Origin of the sequence: Streptomyces sp. NBC_00425, assembly GCF_036030735.1 — a bacterium.
Taxonomy (GTDB): Bacteria; Actinomycetota; Actinomycetes; order Streptomycetales; family Streptomycetaceae; genus Streptomyces.
Genome location: NZ_CP107928.1, coordinates 9,575,126 through 9,601,806, shown reverse-complemented (window position 1 = coordinate 9,601,806; position 26,681 = coordinate 9,575,126). Strand labels below are relative to the sequence as shown.

At 70.8% G+C, this 26,681-nt stretch carries 26 protein-coding genes and 2 pseudogenes; 16 read left to right on the top strand and 12 right to left on the bottom strand.

Translation table 11 applies throughout. The annotated features are described in order from the left end of the window. Window positions 1-46: 46 nt before the first annotated feature. The 6 genes from OHS82_RS42590 to OHS82_RS42565 are packed head-to-tail and all read left to right on the top strand — an operon-like array spanning window position 47 to window position 5,440. Window positions 47-802: an SDR family NAD(P)-dependent oxidoreductase gene (locus tag OHS82_RS42590; protein ID WP_328435962.1), complete on the top strand. Its 756-nt coding sequence runs from the start codon at window positions 47-49 to the stop codon at window positions 800-802. Window position 803: 1 nt separating this feature from the next. Further along, window positions 804-1,583: an enoyl-CoA hydratase/isomerase family protein gene (locus OHS82_RS42585; RefSeq protein ID WP_328435961.1), complete on the top strand. Its 780-nt coding sequence runs from the start codon at window positions 804-806 to the stop codon at window positions 1,581-1,583. Between the two features lie 37 nt (window positions 1,584-1,620). After that, a complete protein-coding gene (locus tag OHS82_RS42580; RefSeq protein ID WP_328435960.1) occupies window positions 1,621-2,775 on the top strand; it encodes a CaiB/BaiF CoA transferase family protein in 1,155 nt (384 codons plus the stop codon). 23 nt (window positions 2,776-2,798) lie between these two features. After that, window positions 2,799-3,710 (top strand): SDR family NAD(P)-dependent oxidoreductase, encoded by a 912-nt coding sequence (locus OHS82_RS42575; protein ID WP_057582378.1) that lies wholly within the window; start codon window positions 2,799-2,801, stop codon window positions 3,708-3,710. Beyond that, complete coding sequence (locus OHS82_RS42570; RefSeq protein WP_057582377.1) at window positions 3,707-4,225, top strand: DoxX family protein; 519 nt, start codon at window positions 3,707-3,709, stop codon at window positions 4,223-4,225. Before OHS82_RS42575 ends, OHS82_RS42570 begins: the two co-directional genes overlap by 4 nt. Window positions 4,226-4,246: 21 nt before the next feature. Continuing rightward, window positions 4,247-5,440 (top strand): acyl-CoA dehydrogenase family protein, encoded by a 1,194-nt coding sequence (locus OHS82_RS42565; RefSeq protein WP_328435959.1) that lies wholly within the window; start codon window positions 4,247-4,249, stop codon window positions 5,438-5,440. 78 nt (window positions 5,441-5,518) lie between these two features. Here OHS82_RS42565 and OHS82_RS42560 read toward each other — a convergent pair whose 3' ends face one another. The 7 genes from OHS82_RS42560 to OHS82_RS42530 are packed head-to-tail and all read right to left on the bottom strand — an operon-like array spanning window position 5,519 to window position 12,488. Then, entirely contained in the window at window positions 5,519-6,634 is a 1,116-nt protein-coding gene (locus OHS82_RS42560; RefSeq protein WP_328435958.1) for an acyl-CoA dehydrogenase family protein, read from the bottom strand. Continuing rightward, window positions 6,631-7,875 carry an acyl-CoA dehydrogenase family protein gene (locus OHS82_RS42555; protein ID WP_328435957.1) on the bottom strand — a complete coding sequence of 415 codons (1,245 nt, stop codon included), beginning with the start codon at window positions 7,873-7,875 and terminating at the stop codon, window positions 6,631-6,633. Before OHS82_RS42555 ends, OHS82_RS42560 begins: the two co-directional genes overlap by 4 nt. Before the next feature lie 40 nt (window positions 7,876-7,915). Continuing rightward, window positions 7,916-9,064, bottom strand: coding sequence for a thiolase family protein (locus OHS82_RS42550; RefSeq protein WP_328435956.1), 1,149 nt, complete (start codon window positions 9,062-9,064; stop codon window positions 7,916-7,918). Further along, window positions 9,061-9,519 carry a Zn-ribbon domain-containing OB-fold protein gene (locus OHS82_RS42545; protein WP_057582372.1) on the bottom strand — a complete coding sequence of 153 codons (459 nt, stop codon included), beginning with the start codon at window positions 9,517-9,519 and terminating at the stop codon, window positions 9,061-9,063. Before OHS82_RS42545 ends, OHS82_RS42550 begins: the two co-directional genes overlap by 4 nt. A gap of 1 nt (window position 9,520) precedes the next feature. After that, window positions 9,521-10,432 (bottom strand): SDR family oxidoreductase, encoded by a 912-nt coding sequence (locus tag OHS82_RS42540; protein WP_057582371.1) that lies wholly within the window; start codon window positions 10,430-10,432, stop codon window positions 9,521-9,523. 23 nt (window positions 10,433-10,455) lie between these two features. Beyond that, complete coding sequence (locus OHS82_RS42535) at window positions 10,456-11,166, bottom strand: hypothetical protein (RefSeq protein WP_057582370.1); 711 nt, start codon at window positions 11,164-11,166, stop codon at window positions 10,456-10,458. Then, the gene (locus tag OHS82_RS42530; RefSeq protein ID WP_328435955.1) at window positions 11,166-12,488 is read right to left on the bottom strand and encodes a phenylacetate--CoA ligase family protein; all 1,323 of its coding nucleotides are present in this window, start codon (window positions 12,486-12,488) and stop codon (window positions 11,166-11,168) included. The genes OHS82_RS42535 and OHS82_RS42530 overlap by 1 nt, the downstream gene beginning before the upstream one ends. 161 nt (window positions 12,489-12,649) lie before the next feature. Between OHS82_RS42530 and OHS82_RS42525 the strand changes: the two genes are divergently transcribed. The 6 genes from OHS82_RS42525 to OHS82_RS42500 all read left to right on the top strand — a co-directional run bounded on the left by OHS82_RS42525 (window position 12,650) and on the right by OHS82_RS42500 (window position 19,697). Continuing rightward, window positions 12,650-13,411: an electron transfer flavoprotein subunit beta/FixA family protein gene (locus OHS82_RS42525; RefSeq protein ID WP_057582368.1), complete on the top strand. Its 762-nt coding sequence runs from the start codon at window positions 12,650-12,652 to the stop codon at window positions 13,409-13,411. A gap of 44 nt (window positions 13,412-13,455) precedes the next feature. Then, window positions 13,456-14,418, top strand: coding sequence for an electron transfer flavoprotein subunit alpha/FixB family protein (locus OHS82_RS42520; protein WP_057582423.1), 963 nt, complete (start codon window positions 13,456-13,458; stop codon window positions 14,416-14,418). Window positions 14,419-14,515: 97 nt separating this feature from the next. Further along, the gene (locus tag OHS82_RS42515) at window positions 14,516-15,595 is read left to right on the top strand and encodes an amidohydrolase family protein (protein ID WP_057582367.1); all 1,080 of its coding nucleotides are present in this window, start codon (window positions 14,516-14,518) and stop codon (window positions 15,593-15,595) included. A gap of 23 nt (window positions 15,596-15,618) precedes the next feature. After that, entirely contained in the window at window positions 15,619-18,066 is a 2,448-nt protein-coding gene (locus OHS82_RS42510; RefSeq protein WP_057582366.1) for a bifunctional acetate--CoA ligase family protein/GNAT family N-acetyltransferase, read from the top strand. Beyond that, a complete protein-coding gene (locus OHS82_RS42505) occupies window positions 18,063-19,037 on the top strand; it encodes an LLM class flavin-dependent oxidoreductase (RefSeq protein ID WP_328435954.1) in 975 nt (324 codons plus the stop codon). The genes OHS82_RS42510 and OHS82_RS42505 overlap by 4 nt, the downstream gene beginning before the upstream one ends. A 102-nt stretch (window positions 19,038-19,139) precedes the next feature. Next, a complete protein-coding gene (locus OHS82_RS42500; protein WP_242433352.1) occupies window positions 19,140-19,697 on the top strand; it encodes a PaaI family thioesterase in 558 nt (185 codons plus the stop codon). 21 nt (window positions 19,698-19,718) lie between these two features. Here the strand turns inward: OHS82_RS42500 and OHS82_RS42495 are convergent, their stop codons facing one another. The 4 genes and pseudogenes from OHS82_RS42495 to OHS82_RS42480 form a co-directional block, all read right to left on the bottom strand. Continuing rightward, window positions 19,719-20,870: an acyl-CoA dehydrogenase family protein gene (locus OHS82_RS42495; protein ID WP_328435952.1), complete on the bottom strand. Its 1,152-nt coding sequence runs from the start codon at window positions 20,868-20,870 to the stop codon at window positions 19,719-19,721. Between the two features lie 80 nt (window positions 20,871-20,950). Beyond that, window positions 20,951-21,175 carry a hypothetical protein gene (locus OHS82_RS42490; protein ID WP_443061823.1) on the bottom strand — a complete coding sequence of 75 codons (225 nt, stop codon included), beginning with the start codon at window positions 21,173-21,175 and terminating at the stop codon, window positions 20,951-20,953. Window positions 21,176-21,360: 185 nt separating this feature from the next. Further along, a pseudogene (locus tag OHS82_RS42485) lies at window positions 21,361-21,499 on the bottom strand (transposase); the annotation flags it as partial. Window positions 21,500-21,708: 209 nt separating this feature from the next. Next, on the bottom strand, window positions 21,709-22,077 hold the full coding sequence (locus tag OHS82_RS42480) for a VOC family protein (RefSeq protein WP_057582363.1): 369 nt from the start codon (window positions 22,075-22,077) through the stop codon (window positions 21,709-21,711). A gap of 62 nt (window positions 22,078-22,139) precedes the next feature. Here OHS82_RS42480 and OHS82_RS42475 point away from each other — a divergent pair, with 62 nt between their 5' ends. Continuing rightward, on the top strand, window positions 22,140-22,598 hold the full coding sequence (locus OHS82_RS42475; protein WP_057582362.1) for a MarR family winged helix-turn-helix transcriptional regulator: 459 nt from the start codon (window positions 22,140-22,142) through the stop codon (window positions 22,596-22,598). 378 nt (window positions 22,599-22,976) lie between these two features. On the opposite strand, the pseudogene OHS82_RS42470 reads toward OHS82_RS42475, so the two are convergent. Continuing rightward, window positions 22,977-23,288, bottom strand: a pseudogene (locus tag OHS82_RS42470) (transposase); the annotation flags it as partial. A gap of 337 nt (window positions 23,289-23,625) precedes the next feature. Here OHS82_RS42470 and OHS82_RS42465 point away from each other — a divergent pair. From OHS82_RS42465 to OHS82_RS42455, 3 genes are all read left to right on the top strand, one after another. Beyond that, on the top strand, window positions 23,626-23,967 hold the full coding sequence (locus tag OHS82_RS42465) for a PadR family transcriptional regulator (RefSeq protein WP_057582360.1): 342 nt from the start codon (window positions 23,626-23,628) through the stop codon (window positions 23,965-23,967). After that, complete coding sequence (locus tag OHS82_RS42460) at window positions 23,964-24,920, top strand: hypothetical protein (RefSeq protein ID WP_328435950.1); 957 nt, start codon at window positions 23,964-23,966, stop codon at window positions 24,918-24,920. The genes OHS82_RS42465 and OHS82_RS42460 overlap by 4 nt, the downstream gene beginning before the upstream one ends. A gap of 192 nt (window positions 24,921-25,112) precedes the next feature. After that, on the top strand, window positions 25,113-25,925 hold the full coding sequence (locus OHS82_RS42455; protein ID WP_328435949.1) for a phosphatase PAP2 family protein: 813 nt from the start codon (window positions 25,113-25,115) through the stop codon (window positions 25,923-25,925). The last annotated feature ends 756 nt before the right edge of the window (window positions 25,926-26,681 follow it).

The following is a 26,681-nucleotide window of genomic DNA, read 5'->3' as shown; positions in this document are numbered from 1 at the left end:
TAGTTATACGATAGCGCTGTATCGGGACCTGGGCGAGGGAGGGCGCGTGAGCGTACGGGACAAGGTGGCACTCGTCACCGGAGCGGGACGCGGTATCGGCGAGGCGATCGCCGACCGGTTCGCCGCCCAGGGAGCCGCGGTCGCCGTCTGCGACCTGGACCCTGAGGCCGCCACCAAGGTCGCGGGCCGACTCGTCGAGCGGTACGGGGTGCGGGCAACGGGGGTCGGCGCGGACATCTCCGACGGCGCGGCCGTGCACACGGCCGTGGAGCGGGTGACCGTCGAGCTCGGTCCGGTGGACGTCCTGGTCAACAACGCGGCCGTCGACGTCATCGGCCGCTTCGTCGACAGCACCGCGGACACCTGGAACCGCATCATCGACGTCAATCTGCGCGGCACGATCACGGTGACCCGGGCCGTACTGGACTCGATGATCGAGAGCGGCGGCGGCCGGATCGTGCACATCGCCTCGGACGCCGGCCGCGTCGGCTCGTCCGGCGAGGTGGTGTACTCCGCGACGAAGGGCGGAGTCATCGCCTTCGGCAAGGCGCTGGCCCGCGAGGTCGCCCGTCACGGCATCACCGTCAACAGCGTCTGCCCCGGCCCGACCGACACCGCACTGCTCGGACAGGTCGCCGACTACAGCCAGAAGATGTACGACGCGACAGTGCGGGCCATCCCGCTGCGCCGCGTCGCCCAGCCGGACGAGATCGCCGGTGTGGTGGCCTTCCTCGCGTCCGACGACGCCGCTTACATGACCGGGCAGACGCTCTCGGTCAGCGGCGGCCTGACGATGGTCTGAGGTGAGCACCGTGCTGCGTACGGAACTCCGCGACCGGACAGCCGTGCTGACCCTCGACCGGCCGAGACAGCTCAACGCGCTCGGCTCCGAGATCGCTGACCAGCTGAAGCAGACTCTCGCCGACCTGCGCGACGACGACGCCGTGCGCGCTCTGGTCCTCACCGGTGCGGGACGGGCCTTCTCGGCCGGCGCCGACCTCGGTGAGATCGAGTCGTTCACAGCACCCGGGCAGTTCCGTGCCTTCGTGGGACACCTGACCGAGGCGTTCGCGCTGCTGGAGGACTTCCCCAAGCCGTCGGTGGCGGCCGTCCACGGGTTCGCCTTCGGCGGCGGCCTGGAGCTGGCCCTCGCCTGCGACCTGCGGGTGGCCGAGCGCGGCACCCGGCTGGGCCTGCCCGAGATGAAGCTCGGCGTGCTGCCGGGCGCGGGCGGCACCCAGCGGCTGCCCCGCCTCCTGCCGCCGGCGATCGCCAAGCAGATGATCCTCACCGGTGAGCCGATCGACGCGGAGCGGGCTCACGCGCTCGGGCTCGTCAACGAACTCGCCGAGCCCGGAGGCGCGCTCAAGACCGCCGAGGCCCTGGCCGCGAAGCTGACCGCCGGGGCCCCGCTCGCACTCGCGGCGGGCAAACGGCTCATCGACTACGGGCTCGGCATGGACCTGGAGGCGGCGATCGCGTACGAGCGCGAAACCGTCGCGGTGCTGTTCGGCACCGCGGACCGGGCCGAGGGACTCAAGGCCTTCCGGGAACGCCGACCGGGCGACTTCCGCGGCGTGTAGCAGGCGTACAGGCGCCCGAGTGATCTGGAGGTGGGCCGTGCGGCCACTGGAGGACTATTCCGTGGTGGAGTTGGGCATGTGGGTGGCGGCGCCGGCCGCGGCCACCATGCTCGCCGACTGGGGCGCGGACGTGGTGAAGGTGGAGGCGCCGACCGGCGACCCCAACCGCTACACGCTCAAGCACGTCGGGCAGGACATCGACAGCGCTCCCCCGTTCGAGACCGACAACCGCGGCAAGCGCGGGATCGTCCTCGACCTGCGCTCGCAGGAGGGCAAGGACGTACTGGAGCGGCTGCTGGAACGCGCCGACGTGTTCGTCACCAACCTTCGCCCGGGCGCCCTGGAACGGCTGGGCCTGTCCCCGGACGCGCTGCGAACCCGCCATCCCCGCCTGGTCGTCGGCACGTTGACGGGCTACGGCTGGACGGGCGCCGAGCGCGACCGCGCCGGATACGACGTCTCCGCGTTCTGGGCCCGGCCCGGCATCGCCGCCATGCTCAACCCGGCCGGGGAGCCGCCGCCCGGCATCCGGCCCGGCCTCGGCGACCGCACGGCCGCGGCCAACCTGGTCGCCGGGGTGCTGGCCGCGCTCCTGCGACGCGAACGCACCGGCGAGGGCGGGGTGGTGGACGTGTCGCTGCTGCGGTCCGGTACCTACGCCAACGGAAACGACCTCGCCCTGCAGAACTTCTTCGGCAAGCGCGGCCGTACCCGCCACCGCGCCGAGCACGAGTCACCGCTCTACAACTCCTACCGGGCCGCCGACGACCGCTGGTTCTGGCTGGTCGGCCTGGAAGGCAACCGGCACTGGCCCGGTGTCGTCAAAGCACTCGGTCGCGAGGACCTGGAGACGGACGAGCGGTTCGCCACCGGCAAGGCCCGGCGCGGCCACGCACGCGAACTGATCGCCGTGTTCGACGAGGAGTTCGCCAAGCGGCCGCTGGACGAGTGGGCCGAACGCTTCGACGCCGAGGGCGTGTGGTGGGCGCCCGTGCAGACCCTGGCGGAGGTGGCGGCCGATCCGCAGGCGGAGGCGATCGGGGCGTTCGTCGAACAGCCCGGCATGGGTGACGCGCCGCCGCTGCGGACGGTGGCGACCCCGGTCGCCTTCTGGGGCGTCGACGAGAAGCCGCGCGGCGGCGCACCGACACTCGGCGAGCACACCGACGAAGTGCTTCGCGAACTCAACTGAACTCATATATCTGGAGGTACGGCGTGGGCATCCTCGACGACAAGGTCGCCATCGTGACCGGCGGCGGCAGAGGGCTGGGCCGGGCGCACTGTCTGGCGCTCGCCGAGGCCGGCGCGACCGTGGTGGTGAACGACCTCGGCTCGGGCATACACGGCGAGCAGACCCGTGACTCCCCCGCCGACGAGGTCGTCGCCGAGATCTCCAAGCTCGGCGGCCGGGCGATCGCCAACCACTCCTCGGTGACGGACTGGGCGGCGACCGAGACCATGGTCGCGGACACCGTCGACGAGTTCGGCCGCCTCGACATCGTCGTGAACAACGCGGGCATCGTACGCGACCGCATGCTGTTCTCGATGACCGAGGCCGAGTTCGACACCGTCGTCGCGGTGCATCTGAAGGGCACCTTCGCGCTCACCCGGCACGCGTGTGCGTACTGGCGTGAGGCGTCCAAGCGAGGCGAGCGCGTGGCGGGCCGCGTGATCAACACGACCTCCGGAACCGGCCTGTTCGGCAACCAGGGCCAGGCCAACTACGGGGCCGCGAAGGCCGGGGTCGCCGGACTCACCGTCCTCACCGCCCTGGAGATGCGTAAGTACGGTGTCACCGCGAACGCCATCTCACCGATCGCCGCGACGCGGATGACGGACGGGCTGGCCGTCGGCGAGTCCCTCCAGGCCACCGAGGGCTTCGACCCGCGCGACCCCGCCAACGCCTCCGGAGTCGTCGTCTACCTGGCCTCCGACAGCGCGGCCTGGCTGACCGGCCAGATCCTGCGCATCGAGGGCAACCGCCTCAACCGCCTGCAGGGCTGGACCGTCGCCGCCGTCCACCCCAGCCATTCCGGACAGGCCCTCAGCTACGACGAACTCGTCGACGCCGTACCACAGTTGTACGGCGCCGTTCCCGTGGGCCGGGCGACGGGCGTCGGCCAGTGAAGGGCCACGACACCGCCGCCCTCGTGCTGCGCGCGGCCCTCGGCCCGATGCTCTTCGCGCACGGCTGGAACAAGGTCGCCGGACCGGGCGGGCTCCAGGGCACCACGGGCTGGTTCGAGGCGCTGGGCCTCCAGCCGGCCGAGGTGCACGCCCGCATGGCGGCCGGCACCGAGATGGCGGCAGGCGTCGGCATCACGCTCGGCGCCGCCAACCCCCTCCCCGCGGCGGCGGCCGTCGGTCTGATGACCGTGGCCGCGCGCACCGACCACCGCGGCAAGGGCTTCTTCGTCTTCAAGGGCGGCTGGGAGTACGCCGGCGTCGTGGGCGGCGCGGCCGTCGCACTGGCCGCGCTGGGCAACGGCCGATATTCGCTGGACGGCCTGCTGCGCCGCCGACGCGCCGACACGCGGCACGCGTTGCTGGCGGCCGGGATCGGCACGGCGAGCGCGGCGGCTCTGCTGGCGCTGTGCTACCGGCCGGAGCGCGAGCCCGAGACAGATCAATGCGACCGATGAGGGCAACAAGGGAGAGTCGACATGGACGCGGCTGACTTCAGCGCGGTGCTGTCCGAGGTCCGGCGTTTCGTCCGGGACCGCGTCGTGCCGCTCGAGGCGGAGATCGACGAGACGGACGAGATGCCCGCGGACATCCGCGAGGCGGCCAAGAAGATGGGCCTGTTCGGCTTCGCGCTGCCCGAGGAGTACGGCGGACTCGGGCTGTCGATGCTCGAGGAAGCCCAGTTGATGTTCGAGCTGGGCTACACGACCCCGTCGCTGCGTTCGATGTTCGGCACCAACAACGGCATCGCGGGTCATGTCCTGATGGTCGGCGGTACGGAGGAACAGAAGGCTCACTGGCTGCCGAGGATCGCCTCGGGCGAGGTTCTGGCGTCGTTCGCGCTCACCGAACCGGAGGCCGGTTCCGATCCCTCGACGCTCACCACGAGGGCGCATCCGGACGATGGGGGCACCTCCCGCTCGAGCGGAGCCGAGAGTGGGGGAGAGTGGGTGATCAACGGTGCCAAGCGCTACATCACCAATGCCCCGCTCGCCGATGTCTTCATGGTCTTCGCCCGCACCGACCCGGATGCCCCGCGCACCCGCGGCATCTCGACCTTCCTGGTCCCGGCCGGTACCCCGGGCCTCACCGTGGCTCCCAAGGACCACAAGATGGGCCAGTTCGGCGCCTGGACCGCGGACGTGTTCTTCGACGACGTCCGCGTGCCGGCCTCGGCGCTCGTCGGCGGCGACGACGGTCTGAACCGGGGCTTCTCCACGGCGATGGGCTGCATCGCCCACGGGCGGGTGCACATCTCCGCGCTGATGGTCGGCATGGCCGAGCGCCTGGTCGACGAGTCGGTCGCCTACGCGAGCACCCGCAAGCAGTCCGGGAAGCTCATCGGCTCCTTCCAGCTCGTCCAGGGTCTGATCGCGGACTCGCAGACCGACTACTACGCCGGACGCGCCACCGTCCTGGAGGCCGCCCGCGCCTTCGACGCCGGCACGGACACCAAGATCGGGCCGTCCTGCACGAAGTACTTCGCCAGCGAGATGGTGTGGCGGGTCGCCGACCGGGCGGTGCAGGTCCACGGCGGCGCGGGCTACATGCGCGGGGTCGCCGTCGAGCGCTTCTACCGGGACGCCCGGCTGTTCCGCATCTACGAGGGCACCAGCCAGATCCAGCAGGTCATCATCGCGAAGGCGCTGCTGGGCGAGGCGGCGCGCGGCTGAGCGGGCAGAGGTGAGTGAAAAGGGTGCAGGCCCCGGGAGACCGGGGCCTGCACCCTTCTTCGCGTTCCGTCGTGCCTGTCAGATCCCGAGCCGGTCCAGCAGCCGCTCGTGGTACACCGCCGGCCCGCCGAACAGCAACTGCGAGGACTTGGCCCGTCGGAAGTACAGATGGGCCGGATGCTCCCAGGTGAACCCGATGCCGCCGTGGACCTGGATGTTCTCCATGGCGGCGACCATGTACGCCCGTGAGCAGCAGGCGTGCGCCACGGCCGCGGCCACGGGGAAGTCCGGGGAGTCCTCGTCGGCCAGCCGGGCCGCCTCACGGGAGGACGCCTCGGCCAGTTCCACCTGGGCGAGCATTTCGGCGCACTTGTGCTTGACGGCCTGGAAGGAGCCGATCGGCCGGCCGAACTGATGGCGGACGCGGGCGTAGTCCGCGCTCGTCTCCAGGCACCGCCGTGCCCCGCCCGCCTGTTCGGCGGCCAGCCCGACCGAGGCGATGTCGAGGACGGTGGCCATGATGCGCCCGCCCGCCCCCTGCGCCCCGACGAGGGTCGCGGGCACGGCGTCCAGGGTCAGCCGGGCCATGGCCCGGGTGGCGTCCAGCGTCTCCATCGGTTCCGCCGAGAGCCCCACGGCGTCCCGCTGCACGGCGAAGAGCGTGGGTCCGGCGACGGTACGGGCGACGAGGAGGATCACGTCGGCCGTCGTACCGTCGACGACGAAGCACTTGCGGCCGCGTACCGTCCAGCCGCCGTCGCTGTCCGGCACCGCGCGCGCCAAGACCATGGCGGGGTCCCAGGAGCCGTGGTCCTCGGCGACGGCGAGGGTGGCCGTGGTCCGTCCGGAGGCGATGCCGGGGAGGAGGCGCGCACAGGCCTCTTTGTCCCCCGAGGCCAGCAGCGCCTGGGCAGCCAGGAGGACGGTGGCGAAGAAGGGCGCGCAGAACAGCGCGCGGCCCATCTCCTCCAGGACGACGCCGAGTTCGACGAGGCCGAAGCCGTCGCCGCCGTACTCCTCCGGGATCGCCAGGCCGGGCAGGCGTAGCTGGTCGGCCGCCTGGGCCCACACCGCCGGGTCGAAGCGCGGCTCGCTCTCCATGAGCTTGCGTACGGCTTCCTCGGGCGACTTGGAGTCCAGGAACTCCCTTACGGACGCCCGCAGTTCCCGCAGTTCGCTCTCGTCGGCGGTCACGGCCGCACCTCCCTGGCAGCGGCGGTCACCGGTTCCTTGGGCAGGCCCAGGACCCGTTCCGCGAGGATGTTCTTCATGATCTCCTCGGTGCCGCCGAGGATGCGCAACGCCGGTGTGGCCAGGAGCAGTTCGGTCCAGGCGTACGTGCCCCACTGGCCGGTGTCGGCGATGATCCGGGGGCCGAGCACGTCGGACACGAAGTGCGCCGCCCGGGTCAGGTTCTGGCCGTACATCAGCTTCGAGACGGACATCTCGGGGCCCGGCGCGACTCCGGCGCGCAGCTTGTGCAGGGCGCGGGCGTTGAGGTGCTCGGTGGCCAGGACGTCCACCAGGAGTTCCGCGAGGCGGGCGCGCAGGGCGCGGTCGTCCCAGGTCCAGGTGGCCCGCATGAGCGCCGAGAGGTGGTCCGGGGACAGGGCGGCGGCCACCGGGCCGACTCCCTCGCTGCCGACGGTCGCGCGCTCGTTCATCAGGGTGGTCAGGGCGACCGTCCAGCCGCCGTCGACCTCGCCCAGGCGGTGGTCGTCGGGGATCCGGACGTCGGTGAGGAACACCTCGTTGAAGTCCGCGCCGCCGGTCATCTGCCGCAGCGGCCTGACCTCGACGCCCGGGGTGTCCATGGGGACCAGGAAGGCCGTCATGCCGCGGTGCTTGGGCGCGTCCGGGTTCGTCCGGGTGAGGGCGAGGCCGATCTGGCTGTGCTGGGCGACCGAGGTCCACACCTTCTGCCCGTTCAGTACCCAGTCCTCGCCCTCGCGGACGGCCCGGGTCGCCACGCTCGCCAGGTCGGATCCGGCGCCGGGTTCGCTGAACAGCTGGCAGGCGATGGCGTCCCCGCGGTACATCGCCGGCAGCCAGCGGTCCTTGATGTGGGGCTGGGCGTGGGCCAGGATCGTCGGCCCGATCATGCCCAAGCCGATCACACTGAGTACACCGGTGTCGGCGACGTCGTACTCCGACTCGACGGCGTCGTAGAGCAGGTCGTGCACAGGCGTCAGGCCCCGGCCGCCGTACTCCGCCGGTCCGGTGATCCAGCCGAAGCCGTTCTCGTGGCGGATCCGCTGCCACGCGCGTGCCCGCTGGACGTGCTCGTGCTCCTCCTCGGGCGGGAGGCTGCTGAAGTACGCCATCGAGTCGTCGCCCTCGCCCCAGGTGAAGGCGGTGCGGTCGAGGGCCTTCGCCACGTGCGCGTCGAGGAAACGGCGCGCCTCGACGGCGAAGTCCTGCATGTCCTGTTCCATCGCGGGTCCCTGCTGCTCTCAGGTCGATCTCAGGCCGGTCTCAGGTCGAGAGGATCGTCACGGCCGACGCGCCGGGCGCGCCGTACAGGTGGGTGTAGCCGACACGCGGTGTGCCGGGGATCTGGCGAATGCCCGCCGTGCCGCGCAGCTGGAGGACGATCTCGTGGATCTGGCGCAGTCCGGACGCGCCGATCGGTTCCCCGTTGCCGAGCAGTCCGCCGTCGGTGTTGACCGGGAGCCGGCCGCCGATCTCGGTGGCGCCCTCGGCGATGAGGCGTTCCTGCTCGCCGTCCTTGCAGAGGCCGTTCTCCGCCATGTGGATGATCTCCGACCCGGCGTCGGTGTCCTGGAGCTGGGCGACGTCGACGTCCTCGGGGCCGATGCCGGCGCGTTCGTACGCGTCCCGTGAGGCGTCCACGCTCGGGCTGTCCACGGCCTCCCCGACCGGGAACGACGGGCTCTGCACCTCGAACGCGCCGAGTCTGCGGCTGCGCAGGGCCGTGGCGCGGACCCGTACCGGTGTGGAGGTGTACTTGTGGGCCTGGTCGGCCCGGCACATCACGATCGCCGCCGCGCCCTCGTTCGGGCCGCAGTACATGAACTGACGCAGGGGGTAGTTGAGGACCGGGGAGGCGAGGACCTCCTCCGTCGACAGGGGCGTGCGGCGCCAGGCCTTCTCGTTCCCGGCCGCGTTGCGGAAGTTCTTGGAGGCCACGCGGGCGAGCGAGTCGTGGGAGATGCCGTGCTCGTGCATGTAGCGGTTGATCTTCATGCCGAAGAAGTGGGTGGTGAGGAAGAGCCCGGTCCGCCCGTACCAGGAGGGGATGCCGGCCACGGACGGGTCGGCGGCGAACGCGCCGCGCGGGTGCTTGTCCAGGCCGATGGCGATGGTCAGGTCGTGCTCGCCGGTCTCGATCGCGCGGGCGGCCAGCGCCACCGCCGTACCGGCCGTCGCGCAGCCGTTGAAGACACCGCGCAGGGGTACGCCGGTCAGGCCGAGCCGGCCGACGATCGCGTCCGGGTTGGCGACCTCGTAACTGCCGATGTAACCGCCCTGGATCTGTGGCCAGTTCACGCCCGCATCGGCGAGTGCCAGCCGTACGGCGTCCGCGCCCATGTCCAGCGCGGGCTTGCCGGGGAAGCGGCCGAAGGGGTGCAGGCCCACCCCTATGATGACGGCCTCGGTCATGACGCCTCCTCCTCGATCTCCGTGGGTTCCTCGACCGGGGCGAACGCGAACGTCATGACCTCCGTGCCGTCGTGCTGCACCGTGTAGGGCACCAGCGTCAGCCGCATGGCCTGCCCGATCCGCAGCTTGCCCGGGTCGGGTTCGGTCAGTCGCGCCTCGACGAGCAGCTCGCCGGGGAGCTCGATGTATCCGACGGAGTACGGCTCGAAGGTCTCGGGGCCGTCGTACGGCGGGGACGGCGGGCGGAAGTCCTGCGTCGTGTACGTCCACAGCGTGCCGCGGTCCGCCAGGAGCCGTTCCTTCGACTCGTCGCTCGCGCACCGGACACAGGTCGCGGCCGCCGGGAAGCTCACCAGGCCGCACACCCTGCACTCGGAACCGATCAGCCGGAGGGGCGCGGCGGCGGGCGGCCAGGTGAACAGGCCCTCGGAGACGGGGCGTTGTGTCGTCGGCATCTCAGGCTCCGTTCCGGTTGCCCAGGACGTCGGCGTTCGGAGCCGCCTTGGCCACCAGGTTCGGGACCACGGAGGACAGCTCCTCCGGCGCCCAGCGGGTGTCGGCATTCGCGGCGGGCCCGTTGACCCAGCCCTCCAGGACCGTGATGCGGTTGCCGACGACGCCGAACACCCGGCCGGTGATCTCGCGCGAGGCGGCCGAGCCCAGCCACACCACCAGCGGCGAGATGGCCTCGGGGGTCAGATCCTGGCTCGCGGCGGCCTGCTTCATCATCTCGATGTCATCGGTGAGCCGGGTCAGGGCGGTGGGCGCGATGGCGTTCACCGTCACGCCGTAGCGGGCGAGTTCGGCGGCGGCGATGAGGGTGAGGCTGGCGATGCCGGCCTTGGCCGAGCCGTAGTTGGACTGGCCGGGGTTGCCGAAGATGCCGGACGGGGAGGTCGTGTTGATCACCCGGGCGTCGTTGTCCTGACCGGACTTGGCGCGCTCGCGCCAGTACGCGGCCGCGTGGTGCAGGGTGGCGAAGCTGCCCTTGAGGTGGACGGCGATCACGCTCTCCCAGTCCCGCTCGGTCATCGACACGATCATCCGGTCGCGCAGGATGCCGGCGTTGTTGACCAGCACGTCCAGACCGCCGTAGGTGTCCACGGCCTGCCGTACGAGCCGGCCGGCGCCCTCCCAGGTGGAGATGTCGTCCGTGTTGGCCACCGCCTCGCCCCCGGCCGCGACGATCTCGTCGACCACACTCTGGGCGGGCCCGGCCGAGGCGCCCGCGCCGTCCCGTCCGCCGCCCAGGTCGTTGACGACGACCTTCGCCCCGTGCGCGGCGAACGCCAGGGCGTGCGCCCGGCCGATCCCGTTGCCGGCGCCGGTGACGACCGCGATCCGGCCTTCGACCACTCCTTCAGACATGCTCAATTCCTCCATCAGAAGGGTCAGTTGGCCTCGGCGAGCAGGACTCGCGGGTTGTCGCTGCCGCAGCCGCAGCGGCCCGCGACGACGCGTCCGGGGATGCCGAGCGGTGTCTCGGGCAGCGGCGAGGTGCGCCCCTCCCCCGCGGCCACGGTCAGCCGTCCGTCCCGCTCGCCGAACCGCCATTCGGTGGCGTTGACATGGGCGCCGCTCCGTTCGGGGCACTCCAGCGCGAGAGCCGGTCCCACCGCCGAGATCACGGAGGCAGGCACTCCCACTGCTCGCAGCAGGGGTACCGCGGCGGGCCGGGCCAGCACGACGGGCGTGGACCGGAACATCTCGCCGATGTCGGCCGTGCCGGCGAGCCCTTCCAGCGTCTCCGCCGACAGGCCGATCACCGCGTGCGGGGTCAGTTCGCGGTGGAAGACGGCGGTGCGGCGGTGGTCCCAGCCCATCGCCTCGGCGATGCCGTACGGCACCTTCAGCGTGCGCAGGGCGCCGATGACCGCGTGCCCCCAGAAGCCCTCGAAGCCGGAGGCGGTCAGCAGGGCCCGCTGCCCGGCGGCGAGGCCGTGTTCGCGCAGCCGTGCGGTGGCCCACTCGGTGTCGCGGGCGAGTTCCGCCCAGGTCAGCTCCAGGTCCCGCATGCCGTCGGCGGTGGGGAAGCGCAGGAGGTAGGCGAGTTCGGGCCGGTCGAGCGTCCTGGCACGGGCCAGGGTGTCGGCGCGGGCCATCAGGTCTTCACCACCCGGGGGAATTTGGCGACGCTGGTCATGGTCTTCAACAGGTCCTCCTCAGTGCGCATGTCGAGCACCGGCTTGACTCCGGTCCGTTCGCGCACGGCCTCGCTCAGACGTCCGGCCAGGGCGTCGACGTCGCCGGTGAGATGGGGGTCGTAGCCGACGCGCAGCCGCAGTTCGTCGACCTCGCGCCGGTCCCGGACGATCTGGAAGACGCCCGCGACGGTCTCCGGCTGGTCCTCGACCGCCTGCCAGACGTCCCGCAGGACGACGGAGCGCCCCTGGACCACCGTCTCGTCGCCGCGCCGCCCGGCCACCCACATGCGTGCGTGGGTGCGGCCGCAACCGCAGGTGTCGCGGGAGAGGCGGACGAGGTCCTCGCTGCGGTAGCGGATCAGCGGCGCGGCCCGGTTGTCCAGGTCGGTGGCGACCAGTTCGCCGAGGTCGCTCTCGGGGACGTCCTGCCAGCCGTGCTCGTCGACCTCGACGCACTCGGCGAAGACGGTGTCCTCCCAGAGGTGGAAGCCGTCGTGCTCGCGGCACTCCCACGCCGTGCCGGTGTCGGCGGCGCTGGTGTACTCGTAGACGTCGATGCCCCAGTCGTCGCGGATCCGCTCGCGCATCTTCCGGCTGAGGGGCTGGCCGGCGCAGGAGGCGCCCTTGAGGGAGGAGAAGGCTTCCCTCAGGTCGGTCTTCTCGGCCAGGTGTTCCAGCTCCACCATCTGCGGATACATCATCTGCAGGTAGGCGGGTCGGTAGGTGCGCAGGGCCTCGACGACCTCGGTCATGTTGCCCATCCAGGTGTCGACCTCGATGACCACCGCACCCAGCGCCTGGAAGCCGGCGTCCATGAAGTTGCGGAAGGTGCCGGGCGGGCTCAGGACCCGGTCGCCGGGTCTCAGGCCCAGCTCCCACAGGTCCCGCACCTGTGCGGTCACCAGGGGCGGGGCGTCCTGCCAGATCTCGGCGAAGAACTCCGGGTCGCCGGTGGTTCCGGAACTGGAGGAGACCGAGGTCAGCTCCCCGACCGGGACGCAGAGCAGGCCGGCGAAGGGATCGCCGGTGCGGCTGCGGCAGGTGCGGATCATGTCCTTGGTGATGAACGGGATGCGTGCCCGGAAGTCCGCCAGGGACCGGATGTCGCGGGGGTGGACCCCGTGCTCGTCCCACAGCTCGCGGTAGAACACCGAGTTGGCGTAGGCGTACTCCACGAGCTCCAGGAGTCCTTCTTCCTGCCGCGCGCGCAGTTCCTGGCGCGGCATGGTCTCCACCTGGGGCTCGAAGTACCTGTCAGCGGTGTCCCTGTCACCGACCATGGCGCCTCCTCGCGGCTCAGTGCCCAGATCTTCCAGCTATCAGCGCAATCAGTCAACCAATTCGACGGATTGGGGCGCGGGGCTCGCGCTCCGCCGATCCATATAGTTAACTATTAGAACTCATTCAACCATAGGGGGCTGTCGTGAAGATCGTTGTCTGCGTGAAGCACGTGCCCGACGCCACGGCGGACCGCACCTTCACCGAGGACGGCACCACCGATCGGGCGTCGGTCGACTCGCTGCTGTCCGAACTCGACGAGTACGCCGTCGAGCAGGCGCTGCGCCTGGCCGAGTCGGACGCCGACGCCGAGATCAGCTATCTCACCGTCGGACCCGACAATGCGCGTGACGCCCTGCGCAAGGCCCTGGCCATGGGCGGTGACGCGGCGATCCATGTCAGCGACGAGGACATCGAGGGCAGCGACGCGTTCGGTACGTCACTGGTGCTGGCCAGGGCGATCGAGCGGCACGGCTTTGATCTCGTGCTGTGCGGGATGGCCTCGACGGACGGCACTATGGGCGTGCTGCCCGCGCTGCTGGCCGAGCGGCTCGGCGTCCCGGCCGTCACCCACCTCGAAGACCTGGCGATCGAGGACGGAACCGTCACCGGGCACCGCGAGGGAGACAGCGCGACCGTACGGATCCAGGGCGCCCTGCCGGCCGTCGTCTCGGTGACCGACCGCTCCGGGGACGCCCGCTACCCCTCCTTCAAGGGGATCATGGCCGCGAAGAAGAAGCCGCTGGAGACCTTCGGCCTCGCCGACCTCGGCATCGAGGCCGCACAGGTCGGCCCGGCCGGAGCGCGGTCGGCCGTGGACACCGCGACCCGACGCCCGCCGCGCACCAAGGGCGAGATCGTCGCCGACGAGGGGACGGGCGGCATCGCACTCGCCGCGTTCCTCACGACCAAGAAGTTCATCTGACCGCGCCCCCGCCCTGACAACCTGCCTGAAGGAGTTGCATCACCGTGGCCGAGATCCTCGTCCTCGTCGACCACGTCGACGGCGCCGTACGCAAGCCGACCCTCGAACTGCTCACCCTGGCCCGCCGCTTGGGCGAACCCTCGGCCGTCTTCCTGGGGCCGGGCGCGGACCGCGCGACCGAGGTTCTCGGCCGGTACGGCGCCCAGAAGATCCATGTCGTGGACGCCCCCGAGGTCGACGAGTACCTCGTCACCCCGGCCGTGGACGCCCTCACACAGCTCGCCGAGCGCACCGGCCCGGCCGCGGTCCTGGTGCCGTCCGGGCCGGACGGCAAGGAGATCGCCGCGAGGGTCGCGCTACGGCTCGGCTCCGGACTCATCACCGATGCCGTCGATGTCACCGCGGGACCCGAGGGGCCGGTCACCGAGCAGTCGGCGTTCGCCGCGACGTACCAGGTCACCGCACGCGTCACCCAGGGCGTGCCGGTGATCACGGTCAAGCCGAACGCCACCGCCCCCGAGGCCGCCCCCGCCGAACCCCTCGTCGAGAAGCAGGACGTCACCTTCGGCCCGCCCTCGCAGGCCGTCCGGGTCCTGTCCCGCACACCGCGGGAGCGCGGCGACCGGCCCGAGCTGACCGAGGCCGACATCGTGGTCTCCGGCGGTCGCGGGGTGAACGGCGCCGAGAACTTCGCCCTCATCGAACGGGTCGCGGACGCGCTCGGTGCGGCCGTCGGGGCGTCCCGCGCGGCCGTGGACGCGGGCTGGTACCCGCACAGCCACCAGGTCGGCCAGACAGGCACCCAGGTCTCCCCACAGCTCTACCTCGCCGCCGGCATCTCCGGCGCGATCCAGCACCGGGCGGGCATGCAGACGTCCAAGACCATCGTCGCCGTCAACAAGGACGCCGACGCACCGATCTTCGAGCTCGCCGACCACGGCGTGGTCGGGGACCTGTTCGCGGTGCTGCCGCAGCTGGTGGACGAGATCGAGCGGCGCCGGAGCTGATCTTCACGGCCCGGCCTTCCCTTCAGCCAGCCAAACAACTAAAATCGCTAACTGATTGCATCCATTGATGCGTGCAGCCTTGACCCGAAGGAGTGTCATGACGAAGATCTGGGTCAACTCCGGGGACTCCCACGTGATGGAGCCCGCCGACGTGTGGACCGCGCGGTTGTCCGCCCGGCTGGGCGCACGGGCGCCGCGCAGTGAGCGCGGCGAGAAGTACGAGATGCTCTACATCGACGGCGAGCGCATCGACCGCCAGCTCGGCGACTTCATGGACGCGATGCGTCCGCCGGGCGCCTGGGACCTGAACGTCCGGCTCAAGGACCTCGACCAGGAGGGCGTGTGGGGCCAACTGGCCTTCCCCTCCATGGGGTTCTGGCTCGTGTCGATCACCGACCGGGAACTCGCCCGGGAGACGGTACGGGCCTGGAACGACTGGGCCCACGACGAGATCCTCCGCAGGAACCAGCGCGTCATCACCACGGCATGCGTATCGACGGCCGACATCAACGACGCGGTCGCGGAGGTCGAGCGGGTGGCGGAACTGGGCTTCCAGGCGGTCTTCCTGCCGTGTTCGACACGACCGGGCGAGGAATACGCCCTGGACCGCTGGGAGCCGTTGTGGACCGCGGTCGAGCGGGCGGGCCTGGTGCTCGGCTTCCACATCGGCACCGGCGCGCAGAACGTCGTCTTCCGCGGACCCGGCGGCGCGGTCGTCAACTACATGGAGACCACCTACCCGGGCATGCGCGTCGTGTCCCACATGGTCGCCGGCGGCGCGCTGGACCGCCACCCCGACCTGAGGATCCTCATCGCGGAGGGCGGCGCGGGTTGGGTGCCGGCCATCGGCGACCGGATGGACGAGGCCTACCGCCAGCACGGCATGTTCGTCCGGCCGAAGCTGAGCCGGCTGCCCAGTGAGATCATCAGGCAGCAGGTGTACGCCTCCTTCCAGCACGACAAGAGCTCGGTGGAGATCGTCGAGTCGACCGGCTACCGCAACGTGATGTGGGGCGACGACTACCCCCATCTGGAAGGCACTTACGGCCACACCCAGTCCACGCTCCACGACCTGTTCGACGGCGTGCCGGACGACATCCGCGAGCGCGTCACCCGCGGCACCTTCAACGAGCTCTTCCGCCTGCCGGAGCAGACTCCCCAGGAGGCGGCCGTCTGAGCGGCGCCGGCGGAACCACTGCGGTGACCACTCCCCCGTACCCCTCGTATCCCTCCTATCCCTCATATCCCGAAGACCTGGAACGGCCCGGACTCGTCAGGACGGGGCGGTCGACCTTCGTCCGGCCCATCCGGCCGGAGGACGCCGACCGCCTGGTCGCCTTCGTCGGCACCCTGTCCCGGGCCACCCTGGCCTACCGCTCCCTCGGTCCGGTGGTCCGCGCCCGCGACGACGTCATCCGGCGGGGCGCCCACGTGGACTACCTCAACGAGCTGGCGCTCGTCGCCCTGGCAGGTGACGAGATCGCCGGCCTGGTGCGCTACGTCCGCGACCCGGAGGAACCGGAACACGCCGAGGTCACGTTCACCATCCGGGACGACCACCAGAGCGAGGGGTTCGGCAGGCTGCTCCTGGAGCACATCGCCGCCGCCGCGCGAGCACGGGGCATCCGGGTGCTGGAGGCAGACGTTCTCGCCGACAACACGCGGATGATCAACGTGTTCCTCGGCTCCGGCTACCGGACGGAAGCCGGTCCGCCGGGCCAGATCATCCACTTCGAGATCGCCGTCGACCCGCAGGCCCAGGCCGTGGCGCGGGCCGAGCGTCGCGAGCAGACGGCCGTACGGCGCTCGCTCAAACCCCTGCTCGAACCCCGCTCGGTCGCCGTCATCGGCGCCAACCGCGACCCGCTGACGATCGGTCACGAGATCGTCGCCAACCTGCTGCGGGGCGGCTTCGCCGGCAGCGTCTTCCCCGTCAACCCGCGGGCCGAGCGGATCGCCGGGGCGCGCGCGTACGCAAGCGTCCGGGACCTGCCCGAGCCGCCGGACCTGGCGCTGGTGGCCCTACGGGCCGAGGCCGTTCCCGGTGTCGTGAGGGAGTGCGCGGAGGTCGGGGTCAAGGCGGTGGTCGTCGTATCGACGGGCTTCGGAGAGACCGGCGTCGAAGGACGGGCCGGCGAGCTGGAGCTGGCGCGTTTCGCCCGCGCCTGCGGAATGCGACTGGTGGGCCCGAACTGCATGGGCGTGGTCAACACCACCCCGGCGGCGCGACTGGCCGCGACCTTCTCGCCCGCCCTGCCGACGCCCGGCCGGGTGGCGATGTCCAGCCAGTCCGGGCCGCTCGGGCTCGCGGTGCTCGACTTCGCCCGGCGGCTGCGGCTCGGCTTCTCCGGCTTCGTGTCGGTGGGCCACGCCGTCGACGTCTCCACCGACGAACTGCTCCAGTGGTGGGAGGAGGACCCGGGGACGTCGGTGATCCTGCTGCACGTCGAGACCTTCGGCGATCCGCGCCGGTTCGCCCGCGTCGCCCGCCGGGTCGCACCGCGCAAACCCATCGTCGCGGTCCATCCGGGCCACGCCGATTCGACCGTGAGCTCGCTGTTCGCCCAGTCCGGTGTGATCCGTACCCGCAGCCTCCAAGAGCTGTTCGACGTCGCCCTGCTGCTCGCCCACCAGCCTCCCCCGCCCGGCGACCGGGTCGCCGTGATCACCAACGCGGGCGGCCCGGCGGCTCTGACGGTCGGCGCGTGCGCGGCGAGCGGCCTGTGCGTGCCCGCGCTCGGTGAGCGCACCCGGCAGACGCTCCGTCCGGCCCTCGCGCCCCACGCCGACGTCTCCAACCCGATCGACCTGACACCCACCGCCACCGCCGCCCACTACCGGCAGGCGCTGGACGCCGCTCTGGCGGACGACGGCATCGACGCGGCCGTCGTCCTGTTCATGCCGCCGCTGGCGGACAAGCCCGACGAGGTGGCGTCGGCGATCCTCGACGCGGCCGCGGCCCGGCCCGACAAGCCCGTGCTGGCCAGCTTCCTGGGCGGTGCGGGCGTCGCCGACCTTCTGCACAGGGGCGACCTGGTGGTACCGACGTACACGTTCCCCGAGGCCGCTGCCACCTCGCTCGGACACGCGGCGGCCTACCAGACCTGGCGCAGCACCCCCGCGGGCGTCGTACCCGACCTCGCGGGAGTCGACGCCGAGCGGGCCCGCACGCTGATCGCCGCCTGTGCCCCCGGGCCGGTCCCCGCGGCGGTCGCCGCCGAACTGCTCGCCTCGTACGGGATCGCCGTACACGGGAGTGAACCGGGCCCCGGACCCGACGCGTTCCTCACGGTCCGTGCCGACCCGGTCTTCGGCCCGGTGGTCGCCTTCGGCCTCACCGGGGACTACGCCGACCTCATGGCGGACGTCGCCCACCGCGTCACCCCCCTCAGCGACCGCGACGCCCGCGAGATGGTCCGCTCGCTGCGGGCCGCCCCGCTGCTGGACGGCAGGACCGGGGGCCCGGGGGTGGACCTCGCGGCCCTGGAGGAGACCGTCCTGCGCATCTCGGCGATGGTCGAGGACCACCCCGAGATCGAGGCGCTCGAACTGCGCCCGGTACGGCTCCTGGCACCCGGGGACGGAGTGGCCGTCGCGCACGCGACGATCCGGCTGGCCGACAACACAGCAGCAGGAGGTTCCTCGTGAAGGTGGGCATCTACTTCGACCTGCGCAACCCGCCGCCATGGCGGCAGAGCTGGTCACGGGTGTACGGGTTCGCCCTGGAGATGTGCGAGGAGGCGGACCGCCTCGGCCTCGACTCGGTCTGGTTCTCCGAACACCACAGCTTCGAGGACGGCTATCTCCCCCAGCCGCTCACCATGGCGGCCGCGGCCGCCGCCCGCACCCGCCGGGTCCGCCTGGGCACCGCGGTCATCCCCGCACCGCTGCACGCGGCCCCCGAGATCGCCGAACAGGCCGCGCTCGTGGACATCATCAGCGACGGCCGCCTGGACCTCGGGCTCGGCACCGGCTACCGGGTGCCCGAGTACCGGCTGTACGACGCCGATCTCGCCAAGCGCTACACCACCACCGATCAGCGGGTACGGGAGATCCGCGGCCTGTGGGCCGAATCCCTGGTCACCCCGGGCCCGCTCCAGGATCCGCTCCCGATCTGGCTCGGCTACCAGGGCCCTCAGGGCGCCCGCCGGGCCGGCCGGCTCGGCACGGGGCTGCTGTCGCTCAACCCGGCCCTGCTGACGCCGTACCGGGAAGGGCTCGCCGAGAGCGGGTACGACGTGGCGGCGGGCCGTATGCAGGGCTCGTTCACCACGTTCGTCACCGAGGACCCCGACGGCGACTGGCCGGTGGTGCGCCAGCATCTGGCCTACCAGTGGGACAGCTACCGCCGGTACATGGTGGAGGGCACCGACCAGCCGCTCCCTGGCCCCATCGACCCCGAGAAGTGGCGGCAGACGGGGCTCAGCGCGACCGGTGTCGGTCAGTTCCTGTACGGCACCCCGCAGGACGTCGCCGACGCCGTCAAGGCGTACGTGGCAGGGTTGCCGGTGGAGGGCGTGTTCCTGTGGGCCTCGCTGGCCGGGATGCCCGAGGACATGGTGGCCCGGCAGGTTCAGCTCATCGCCGGGAAGCTGCGCCCGCTGCTCGCCGATGTCTGACACCTCGCTCTCCGACACCCCGATCTCTGAGCCCCCATGTCTGGACCCCCATGTCTGGACCCCATGCCTGCCACTCCGAGGCCCGACAAGAGGAGTCACACCATGTCCACCACGCCACCGACCGGGCCCTGGGCAGGGGTCGACTTCCAGGAGCCGCCCCGGACTCCCGGCGGAGTGGCCCTGTGCGGGGCGTGCCGCGCCGCCGGTTCCTGCCGGCTGGGAGTGGAGCAGGAGCGGCTCGACGAGGACGGGTCGGCGCGGTTCGAGCTGTCCTGCCCGCGAGACCAGGAGGGCGGGCCCGACGTGGCGCACGGCGGCTGGACCGCGGCCGTACTGGACGACTGCCTCGGCCATCTTCCGCTGCTGCACCGGGTGTTGAGCGTGACGGCGGAACTGACCGTGAGCTTCGTGAAGCCGGTGCCGGTGCAGCGGCCGCTGGAGGTCCGGGCCTGGGTGGAGAAGCGGGAGGGCAGGCGCTGGTACATCGCCGGCGAGATGGTGCTGCTGCCGACGCGGGCCGTGCTGGCCCGGGCCTCCGGGATCTGGGTGACCCGGGACCGGGGCCACTTCGCACGGCACCAGGAGTGGCTGGCCGGTCAGGACGGCGAGGCTCGGCAGGAACAACCGGCAGGCCGGGGCGGCGGGACCAGTAGGACCTGAACCAGGTTGGGGCAGCGGAGCTCAGTACGACCTGAGCCCCATGCTGCGGGCTATGCCGTTGCGCTGGATCTGACTCGTGCCCCCAGAGATCGTGGCCACGATCGACTCCCGGTACCGGAAGCTCATCACGCTCTCCGTCGAGAAACCGTGCCCCGCGCAGACCTGCATCCCGAGCCGGGCAGCCGCCACGTACGTCTCCGAGCCCTTCAGCTTCGCCATCGACCCCTCCCGTGTGCAGGGCTCGCCCTGGGCGAGCTGCCAGGCCGCCCGGTAGGCGAGCAGCCGGGCGGAGTCGATCTCGGTCTGCAGGTCGGCCATGGCGTGCGCGAGAGCCTGGAAGTTACCGATCGGCCGGCCGAAGGCATGCCGGTTACGGGCGTAGTCGAGCATCTCGTCGAGCGTGGCCTGCGCGGCGCCCAGATAGCCCCCGCTGATGATCACCTTCTCCAGCTCGATGTTGGAGAGCATCACCTTCCAGCCCTCGTCACGCGGGCCGACGAGGTTCTCCTTCGGCACCAGGGCGTCTTTGAAGAAGACCTCGTTGGTGCCCAGGATGTGCCGGGCCAGTGTCGGCGTCCGGCGCACCTCGACGCCCTCGGTCGCGGGATCGACGAGCAGCAGGCTGATGCCGCCGTGCTTGGGCTCGCGGGGCCCGGTCCGCACGTACGTGGCGATGGTCGTGTCGGGCAGGCCGCCACCCGTGCACCAAGCCTTCTGGCCGCGGACGAGGAAGTAGTCCCCGTGGTCCTCGGCGGTGGTCCGCAGCGCCGCGGCGTCGGACCCGCTGTCCGGCTCGCTGAGGCCGACGGCGAGCCGGTGGCGGCCCGTCATCACCTGCGCGCGGATGAAGTCGCGCTGCGCCTCGCTGCCCCAGCGGAACACCGTGATGCCGGGGATGAGCACCCCGATATAGCACATGGCCACGTCGAAGCTGGCCCTCCCGAGCTCCTCGGCGATGAGGATGAGCTCCAGCGGTCCGCCACCGTCACCGCCTTCGTCCTCGGCGAACGGGAGCGAGAACCACCCCAGCTCGGCCATGCCTCGAGACAGCTCGGGCGGTAGGACGCCCTCCTCGTCCCACTGCTTGGCCTTCTCGGCCGGGCACACGTCGGCGACGAACTTCCGAGCCGTCGCACGCAACAGCTCCTGCTCATCGGTCAGCCCGAAGTCCACGGCCACTCCTCGCCAATACTAGGCTATTCATCTATCTAATTGTTCTATGTTAGCGGATAGAGGGCAGTGGCGGTAGCGCCTCACCACGCGCGGCCGCAGTAGCGGGTCACGGCCAACCCGAAGCGCAGGGCGAGGACGACACCGGGCGCGATCATGCCCCAGCCCCGTCCCAGCCCTGCGTCGGCCCGGGCGCCGAAGGAGAGGATGGCCCGCACACGGTCGGCGGACAGCTGGTCGACGGCGCCGCCCCCCCTCCGCATGACCAGCGGAAGCGCGACGGCCCTCGGCAGTTGGATCCGTGTCACGCGGGGAGGGAGCAGCGCGCCGGATGATCCGTGCCTCGGGACCGTTTGTGGAGTCAGTGTCGCGGTTCGCGGCTGTCGGCGCCGGCGAAGCACCGTGAAGATCCTTTCCACGCTCATCACCGCGACGATCGAGACAGAGGGCGTCCATGCTCTCGTTAGAGAATTGGTGACGGGGGAAAGGCGATCCATTCGTCGTGGGGTTCGGCGAGGACCCGCGGTGGCCAGGCGGAGGCTCGCGCGCGGGTCAGGGAAGACCTGGACGACGTCGGTGCGGCGTTCGATCTCCCGGTTCAGCCGCTCGAGCGGGTTCGTGGACTGGATCTTCAACGGCATGGGGGCTTTGTGCGTTGCGGCCCTCACCTCGACCTCACCGGCGTCACCCGATCCGTGGCCACGCTGAAAACGCTCAGCCATAGCGAGCGAGGACGGGACGAGCCCGGGGAAGCAATGTCAAAACCTGTGGCTGGGAGCCACGCCGTCACGCACGAGCCCTGGGCGCAACCGCTGATGATCGTCCAGTGGCGTTTGGTCGATCAAGCGCGGTCGTGGAGCGTGACCTGGTAGCCGTCGGGGTCGGCGAAGGTGAAGGTCCGGCCGAAGGGACCGTCGATCGGTGCGGAGGCGATGGTGTGTCCGTCGGCGACGAGCGCGTCGTGGATGGCCTGGACATCGGTGGCGTGGAGCCAGATCGCGGCACCGATGCCGGGCTGAGCGACGGATGCGAGGTCTGTGCCGGGAATGACGTCGCGGAGTGCGAACGCGATCGGCTTCGTCTCGAAGACGACGGCGTGCGGTGGTCCGGCCGGCGAGCGGACGAGGCCCAGGTACTGCTCGTAGAACGCCTGTGAAGCGTCGAGGTCGTGCACTTGGAGCGAGATGAAGTCGGGGCCGGTAGCGGGCATGATGACGCTCCTTGCGTTCGTGTCAGTTTTCTGACACGAGGAACCTATGTCAGAATACTGACATGAGTCAAGAAGGTGTCGGCGTCGACCTGGAGACGTCACTGGGCTACCTGCTCAAAGAAGCGTCGAGTGCCCTCCGCGCGGCCATGGAGGAAGTACTGCGGCCGCTCGGGATGAGCGTGACGCACTACTCCTGCCTCGAGCTGCTGGCGCAACGACCGGGCTTGTCCAACTCCGAGCTTGCGCGGGGCGCGTTCGTGACACGGCAGACGATGAACGTGCTGCTCCAGGCCCTGGAACGAGACGGCTACGTGACCAGGCCCGCGGAGGCACCCGTCGGGAAGGTGCTTCCCACGCGGCTCACGCCTCGCGGCCGACGAAGCCTCGAGAAGGCGAGCGCGGCGGTCCGGTCCGTCGAGGCCAGAATGCTGGCCGACCTGACCGAGACCGAGCAGTCAGGCGCGTTCCGGGTCCTGCAAAGCATGATCCATTCCCTGCGCGGTGACAACGAAGGTGCATAGCTCGTTCCGCGGCGCACGTCTCGTCGCGCTCGGACAGGAGTGCATCCGAGCCTGAAATCCGTGAGGGCGACCCCGAAAACCGGCAGACCCCGACTACACCCTCTGCTGCGATGAGCCGACTATGAGCCGGGGCCGACTCGGCCCGGAAGCCGGGGCCGCTTCAAGCCGGAGTCTCCGCCCAACCGATCTTCGAACGGGGCCACTTCAAGCCGCAAAAACTGGGGCCAACTCAAATTGTGCTCAGATCCGGAGGACGCCGTCGCGCTCGGCCGCTACGCCCCCGTATCGACTGGGCGACCGCGGCACAGACCCGTTCGGAGTCGGTCAGTACGGGTGGTCTGCCTATCGCGGCCCTCCCAGTTCGTCGTCGATCCTCACTTAGAGGTTCCAACAAAGGCGTTGGACGTGTCGGTAGGTGATCAGGCAGACGGCGAGGCCGAGGAAGGCTTCGTGGATGTCGTCGCGTCGTTCCCGGCGGATACGCAGGCGGCGGAAGCAGTGGAGCCAGGAGATGGTGCGTTCGACGACCCAGGGAAAGATGCCCAGGCCGGAGCCGTGCGGCTGGCCGCGTTCGGCGATCACTGGACGGATACCTCGCTGCCACAGCAGCCGCCGGTACTTGTCGTGGCCGTAGCCGCGGTCCGCGAAGGGCGTGTCCGGCCGTCGCCGTGGCCGCCGACGGCGCCGGCGACTGGCGTGCGCTGTGGAACGATCGTCCGACACAAGAACACCGACGACGACGGTGAGCCGCTCCGGGATCGCGGAAGATGGCGCCCTTCTTCTCGACGTGCCGGAACAGCGACCGCAGCACGCTGACGGCGTGGTGCCGCTTCGAGCCCTCCAGCCGGTGACATGCCTCCCGGACCAGGTCGCGGTGTGCATCCGTCGACGCCGCGCGGGGCGTCGAGGAGACAGCCGTCGCGCCCCCAGGCCGGGAGAAGGTGACGCTCGCCGTGGGCGTGGAGGCGCTGTCGATGATCGCTCAAGACTGGCGGATATATTCCGTAGCTCGATATATACTCGATGCATGACCAGACGGAAGCCGCCTTTGACGGAATCTCAGTACTTCATCCTTGCTGCGCTCATGGACGGACCGTTGCACGGTTACGGCATCATCAAGGCTGCCGAGCAGGCCACCGACGGGCGGCTCCGGATCGCTGTCGCCACGCTCTACGGCGCACTGGAGCGGATGGAGGGGGCCGGGCTGGTGGCCGCCGGCCATGAGGAGATCGTGGACGGGCGGGCGCGGCGCTACTACCGGCTCACCGAGGACGGCACCGAGGCGCTCGGCCGGGAAGCGCTGCGGATGCAGCAGGCGGCGGCCGTCGTCATCGGACGCGCGCGGGATGCCGGAGCGGCCCCGGCATGAATCGCCTGCTGCTTGCTGCCTATCCCACGTCCTACCGTTCCCGGCAGGGCGAGGAGTTGCTGGCCTGCCTGGCCGAGGCATATCCCGGCCGTTCCTGGCCCCCGCCGCGGGAAGTTGCCGCCTTGGTGTGCGCCGGGGTGCAGGCCCGCGCCCGTGCCACCGTTGACGACATCACTCGGCCGTGGTGGCTGGACGGCATCCATCTGGCCGCCCTGGCCCTCGCCGCGCTGGCGCTGGTTCCGTACTTGCAGGATGTGTGGCACTGGGCACTGCACATCGACCCCGGACAGCACGCCATCGCCTTCCACTTCTCCGGCTGGTACCCGTGGGCCAAAGGACCCACACGGATACGGCTGCTGCCCTACGGGCTGCTCCCGCTGGGCTGCCTGATCGCTCTACTACGTGGCAGGGCATGGGTCGCGCTGCCGGCCGCGGCAGCCATGATCTGGGCCGGCGCTACGTCCCACGGCCGCACCCTCTTCGGCAGCGAGGGCAAGGCGGGCTTGAGCTACTACGGGTTGGGCGCCCCGCTGACGGCCCGTGACCTGGCGCTCTCGGGGGCACTGTGCGCCGCGTGCGCCGTGCTGGCGCTCTGCCGTCCCAGTCGTCTGCGACGTCGCTCGTACCGTTGGCTGGCCCCTGTCGTGCTCGCCATGTTCGTGGCCGGTGGCCTGCACATCATCTCTGTCAGTCCGGCTTTCCAGCGCGGCTTGTTCGTCCTCGAGGTCGCCGCGCTGCTCGGCGCGTGGGTGGCGACGGCAGCCACCGGCGACCACCGGTGGCTGATCCCCGTCTCGGCGGTCGCGATCGTCCGCACGCAGGCGATCGTCGTCCAGCCGGACGCGTTCATGCAGTCCCTTCCGGACGTGGTCGTACTCCTCCTGCTGATCGCGCCCCTCCCCGCCCTGGCGATCACCGCCCAGCGCCGACAGGGGCAGGCACTCCCCGAATAGGAGCGGACCCCTGGTGGGCGGCCGAGCCCGGCGGCCCACGTCGCGCCACAAGGCGTGCGTGACCTAACTCCCCTCAACGGAAGAAACAGAGCGATGACTCAGTTCGATTCTCCGACCCTGCCCACGCACCGTCCGGGGGCCTCAAGGCAGGCCCCCGACGCCCCCGGCCTGTCGCGTACGACACGGCCGTGGATGCCGGCTCTGCTGTACGCCCTGGGGTTCCTGACGGTCTACCTACTCGCCGTCTGCACCCCGTGGGGGCAACGAGCTGAGAACGCTCTGTTCGGTCTCGGCAAACAGGGCGGCGAAGAAGCATGGATCTACCCCCTGTCTGGAGCGGCCTACGGCTCGACGCCCCTGCCGCCGCTGGAATTGAGCGCCAAGCCCACCGTCATGGTGGGCCTGGCCGTCATCGTGGTCCTCACCCTGGTGCGGCGGTGCTGGTGGCCGGGGTGCGCGGCGCTCGGCATCGTCATTCTCACGACCGGAGGCAAGGATGTGCTCAAATCGACCCTGCCCCGCCCCGATCTGGTGGGCGCGCCCGAGAATCTCCTTGATCAGGGCTTCCCCAGCGGGCACACCGCCATCCCCGCTGCGCTGACTCTCGCCGCCGTCCTCGTGGTCTCCCCCCGCATCCGCCCGTACGTCGCCACGGCCGGTGTGCTTTGGCTCGCCTGCATCGCCGCCGCCAGCGCGACCATGGGCGGCCACCGGCCCAGCGAAGTGCTGGGGGCCACACTGCTGGCCTGTGCCTGTTACGGCCTCGCAACCTGGCTGCTGCCGCCGACCGCCGCGCCGGCCGCCACGCGGAGCACCCGTGCCCTGCCCGTCATCACCCTGACGGCGGCATTGGCCATTGCCCTCGTTTCCGGCGCACGCAACGACACCCTCACAAGGTCACTGGTCTCCGCGGCGACGGCCTTCATATGTGCGGCCCTGGTCTGGTACGCCGCAGTCGGGCGGCCCGCACGCACCGCACGCCGCACACGTCCCGCACTGGGCTGACCATGTGGCCGGCTCCGGGCGGGAACCGGCGCATCCCGGCAACGCGGCGATCGGAGCCACCGCCCAGCCGTAGAAGCCGTCGACGCCGAGCGGGGATGCGCTCCCGCCCGGCCTCTCCTCCCATAGTCCGGTCAACAGGTCTGCGACGCCCCCCAGCACACACAATGACTGCAACGACGCTTGGGGTCGACCCGGCCGACGTGCCCAGCGTCCTGCGGGCCGTCCTGGCACCATTCTGAGGCCGGAGCCCTTGACCGCCCGGGGACCGACCCCATCACCGGGGAGACCCGCGACGAGCGATGCGTCCGCCGGCGGACGGGCGACTGGCAGGCGCCCGCGTGGCTGCTCGTATGCCTCGACCTCAAGCCGAAGACACTCGACGAGCTGCTCGACGAGGAGGACGCCCGCATACGAGCACAGCGCGGCGAGACTCGGATGGAGAGGGTGCTCGGCCCACAGGGACATTCCGAGCCTCAAGAGGCGCGAGGTAGCGCTGTAGCAACTGCGCCTGATCGACGGGACTTTGTCCGGTGAAGCGGTGTTGTCCGGAGTAGCCGCAAACAGGTCACGGGCTACCAGCGGCTTGGGCCAGAAGGGGAGCCGTGGGGACAGGGATGCGGATGAGCGCTCGTTCGCCATGCGGGCGGCCGCAGACGCAGCCGACCGCGACAGTGAAGTCAGACGACTCCATCGTGACCAGCACCACCCAGCGCCAACCCGCGTACTGAGCTTGGCGTTTAACCTCGGCCGTTCACC

Coding starts and splice junctions, on each gene's coding strand:
- OHS82_RS42565 (WP_328435959.1), top strand. CDS start 4,247: ATGGACGCGGCTGACTTCAGCGCGGTGCTGTCCGAGGTCCGGCGTTTC.
- OHS82_RS42555 (WP_328435957.1), bottom strand. CDS start 7,875: ATGGAACAGGACATGCAGGACTTCGCCGTCGAGGCGCGCCGTTTCCTC.
- OHS82_RS42550 (WP_328435956.1), bottom strand. CDS start 9,064: ATGACCGAGGCCGTCATCATAGGGGTGGGCCTGCACCCCTTCGGCCGC.
- OHS82_RS42545 (WP_057582372.1), bottom strand. CDS start 9,519: ATGCCGACGACACAACGCCCCGTCTCCGAGGGCCTGTTCACCTGGCCG.
- OHS82_RS42540 (WP_057582371.1), bottom strand. CDS start 10,432: ATGTCTGAAGGAGTGGTCGAAGGCCGGATCGCGGTCGTCACCGGCGCC.
- OHS82_RS42535 (WP_057582370.1), bottom strand. CDS start 11,166: ATGGCCCGCGCCGACACCCTGGCCCGTGCCAGGACGCTCGACCGGCCC.
- OHS82_RS42530 (WP_328435955.1), bottom strand. CDS start 12,488: ATGGTCGGTGACAGGGACACCGCTGACAGGTACTTCGAGCCCCAGGTG.
- OHS82_RS42515 (WP_057582367.1), top strand. CDS start 14,516: ATGACGAAGATCTGGGTCAACTCCGGGGACTCCCACGTGATGGAGCCC.
- OHS82_RS42500 (WP_242433352.1), top strand. CDS start 19,140: ATGTCCACCACGCCACCGACCGGGCCCTGGGCAGGGGTCGACTTCCAG.
- OHS82_RS42480 (WP_057582363.1), bottom strand. CDS start 22,077: ATGCCCGCTACCGGCCCCGACTTCATCTCGCTCCAAGTGCACGACCTC.
- OHS82_RS42475 (WP_057582362.1), top strand. CDS start 22,140: ATGAGTCAAGAAGGTGTCGGCGTCGACCTGGAGACGTCACTGGGCTAC.
- OHS82_RS42465 (WP_057582360.1), top strand. CDS start 23,626: ATGACCAGACGGAAGCCGCCTTTGACGGAATCTCAGTACTTCATCCTT.
- OHS82_RS42460 (WP_328435950.1), top strand. CDS start 23,964: ATGAATCGCCTGCTGCTTGCTGCCTATCCCACGTCCTACCGTTCCCGG.
- OHS82_RS42455 (WP_328435949.1), top strand. CDS start 25,113: ATGCCGGCTCTGCTGTACGCCCTGGGGTTCCTGACGGTCTACCTACTC.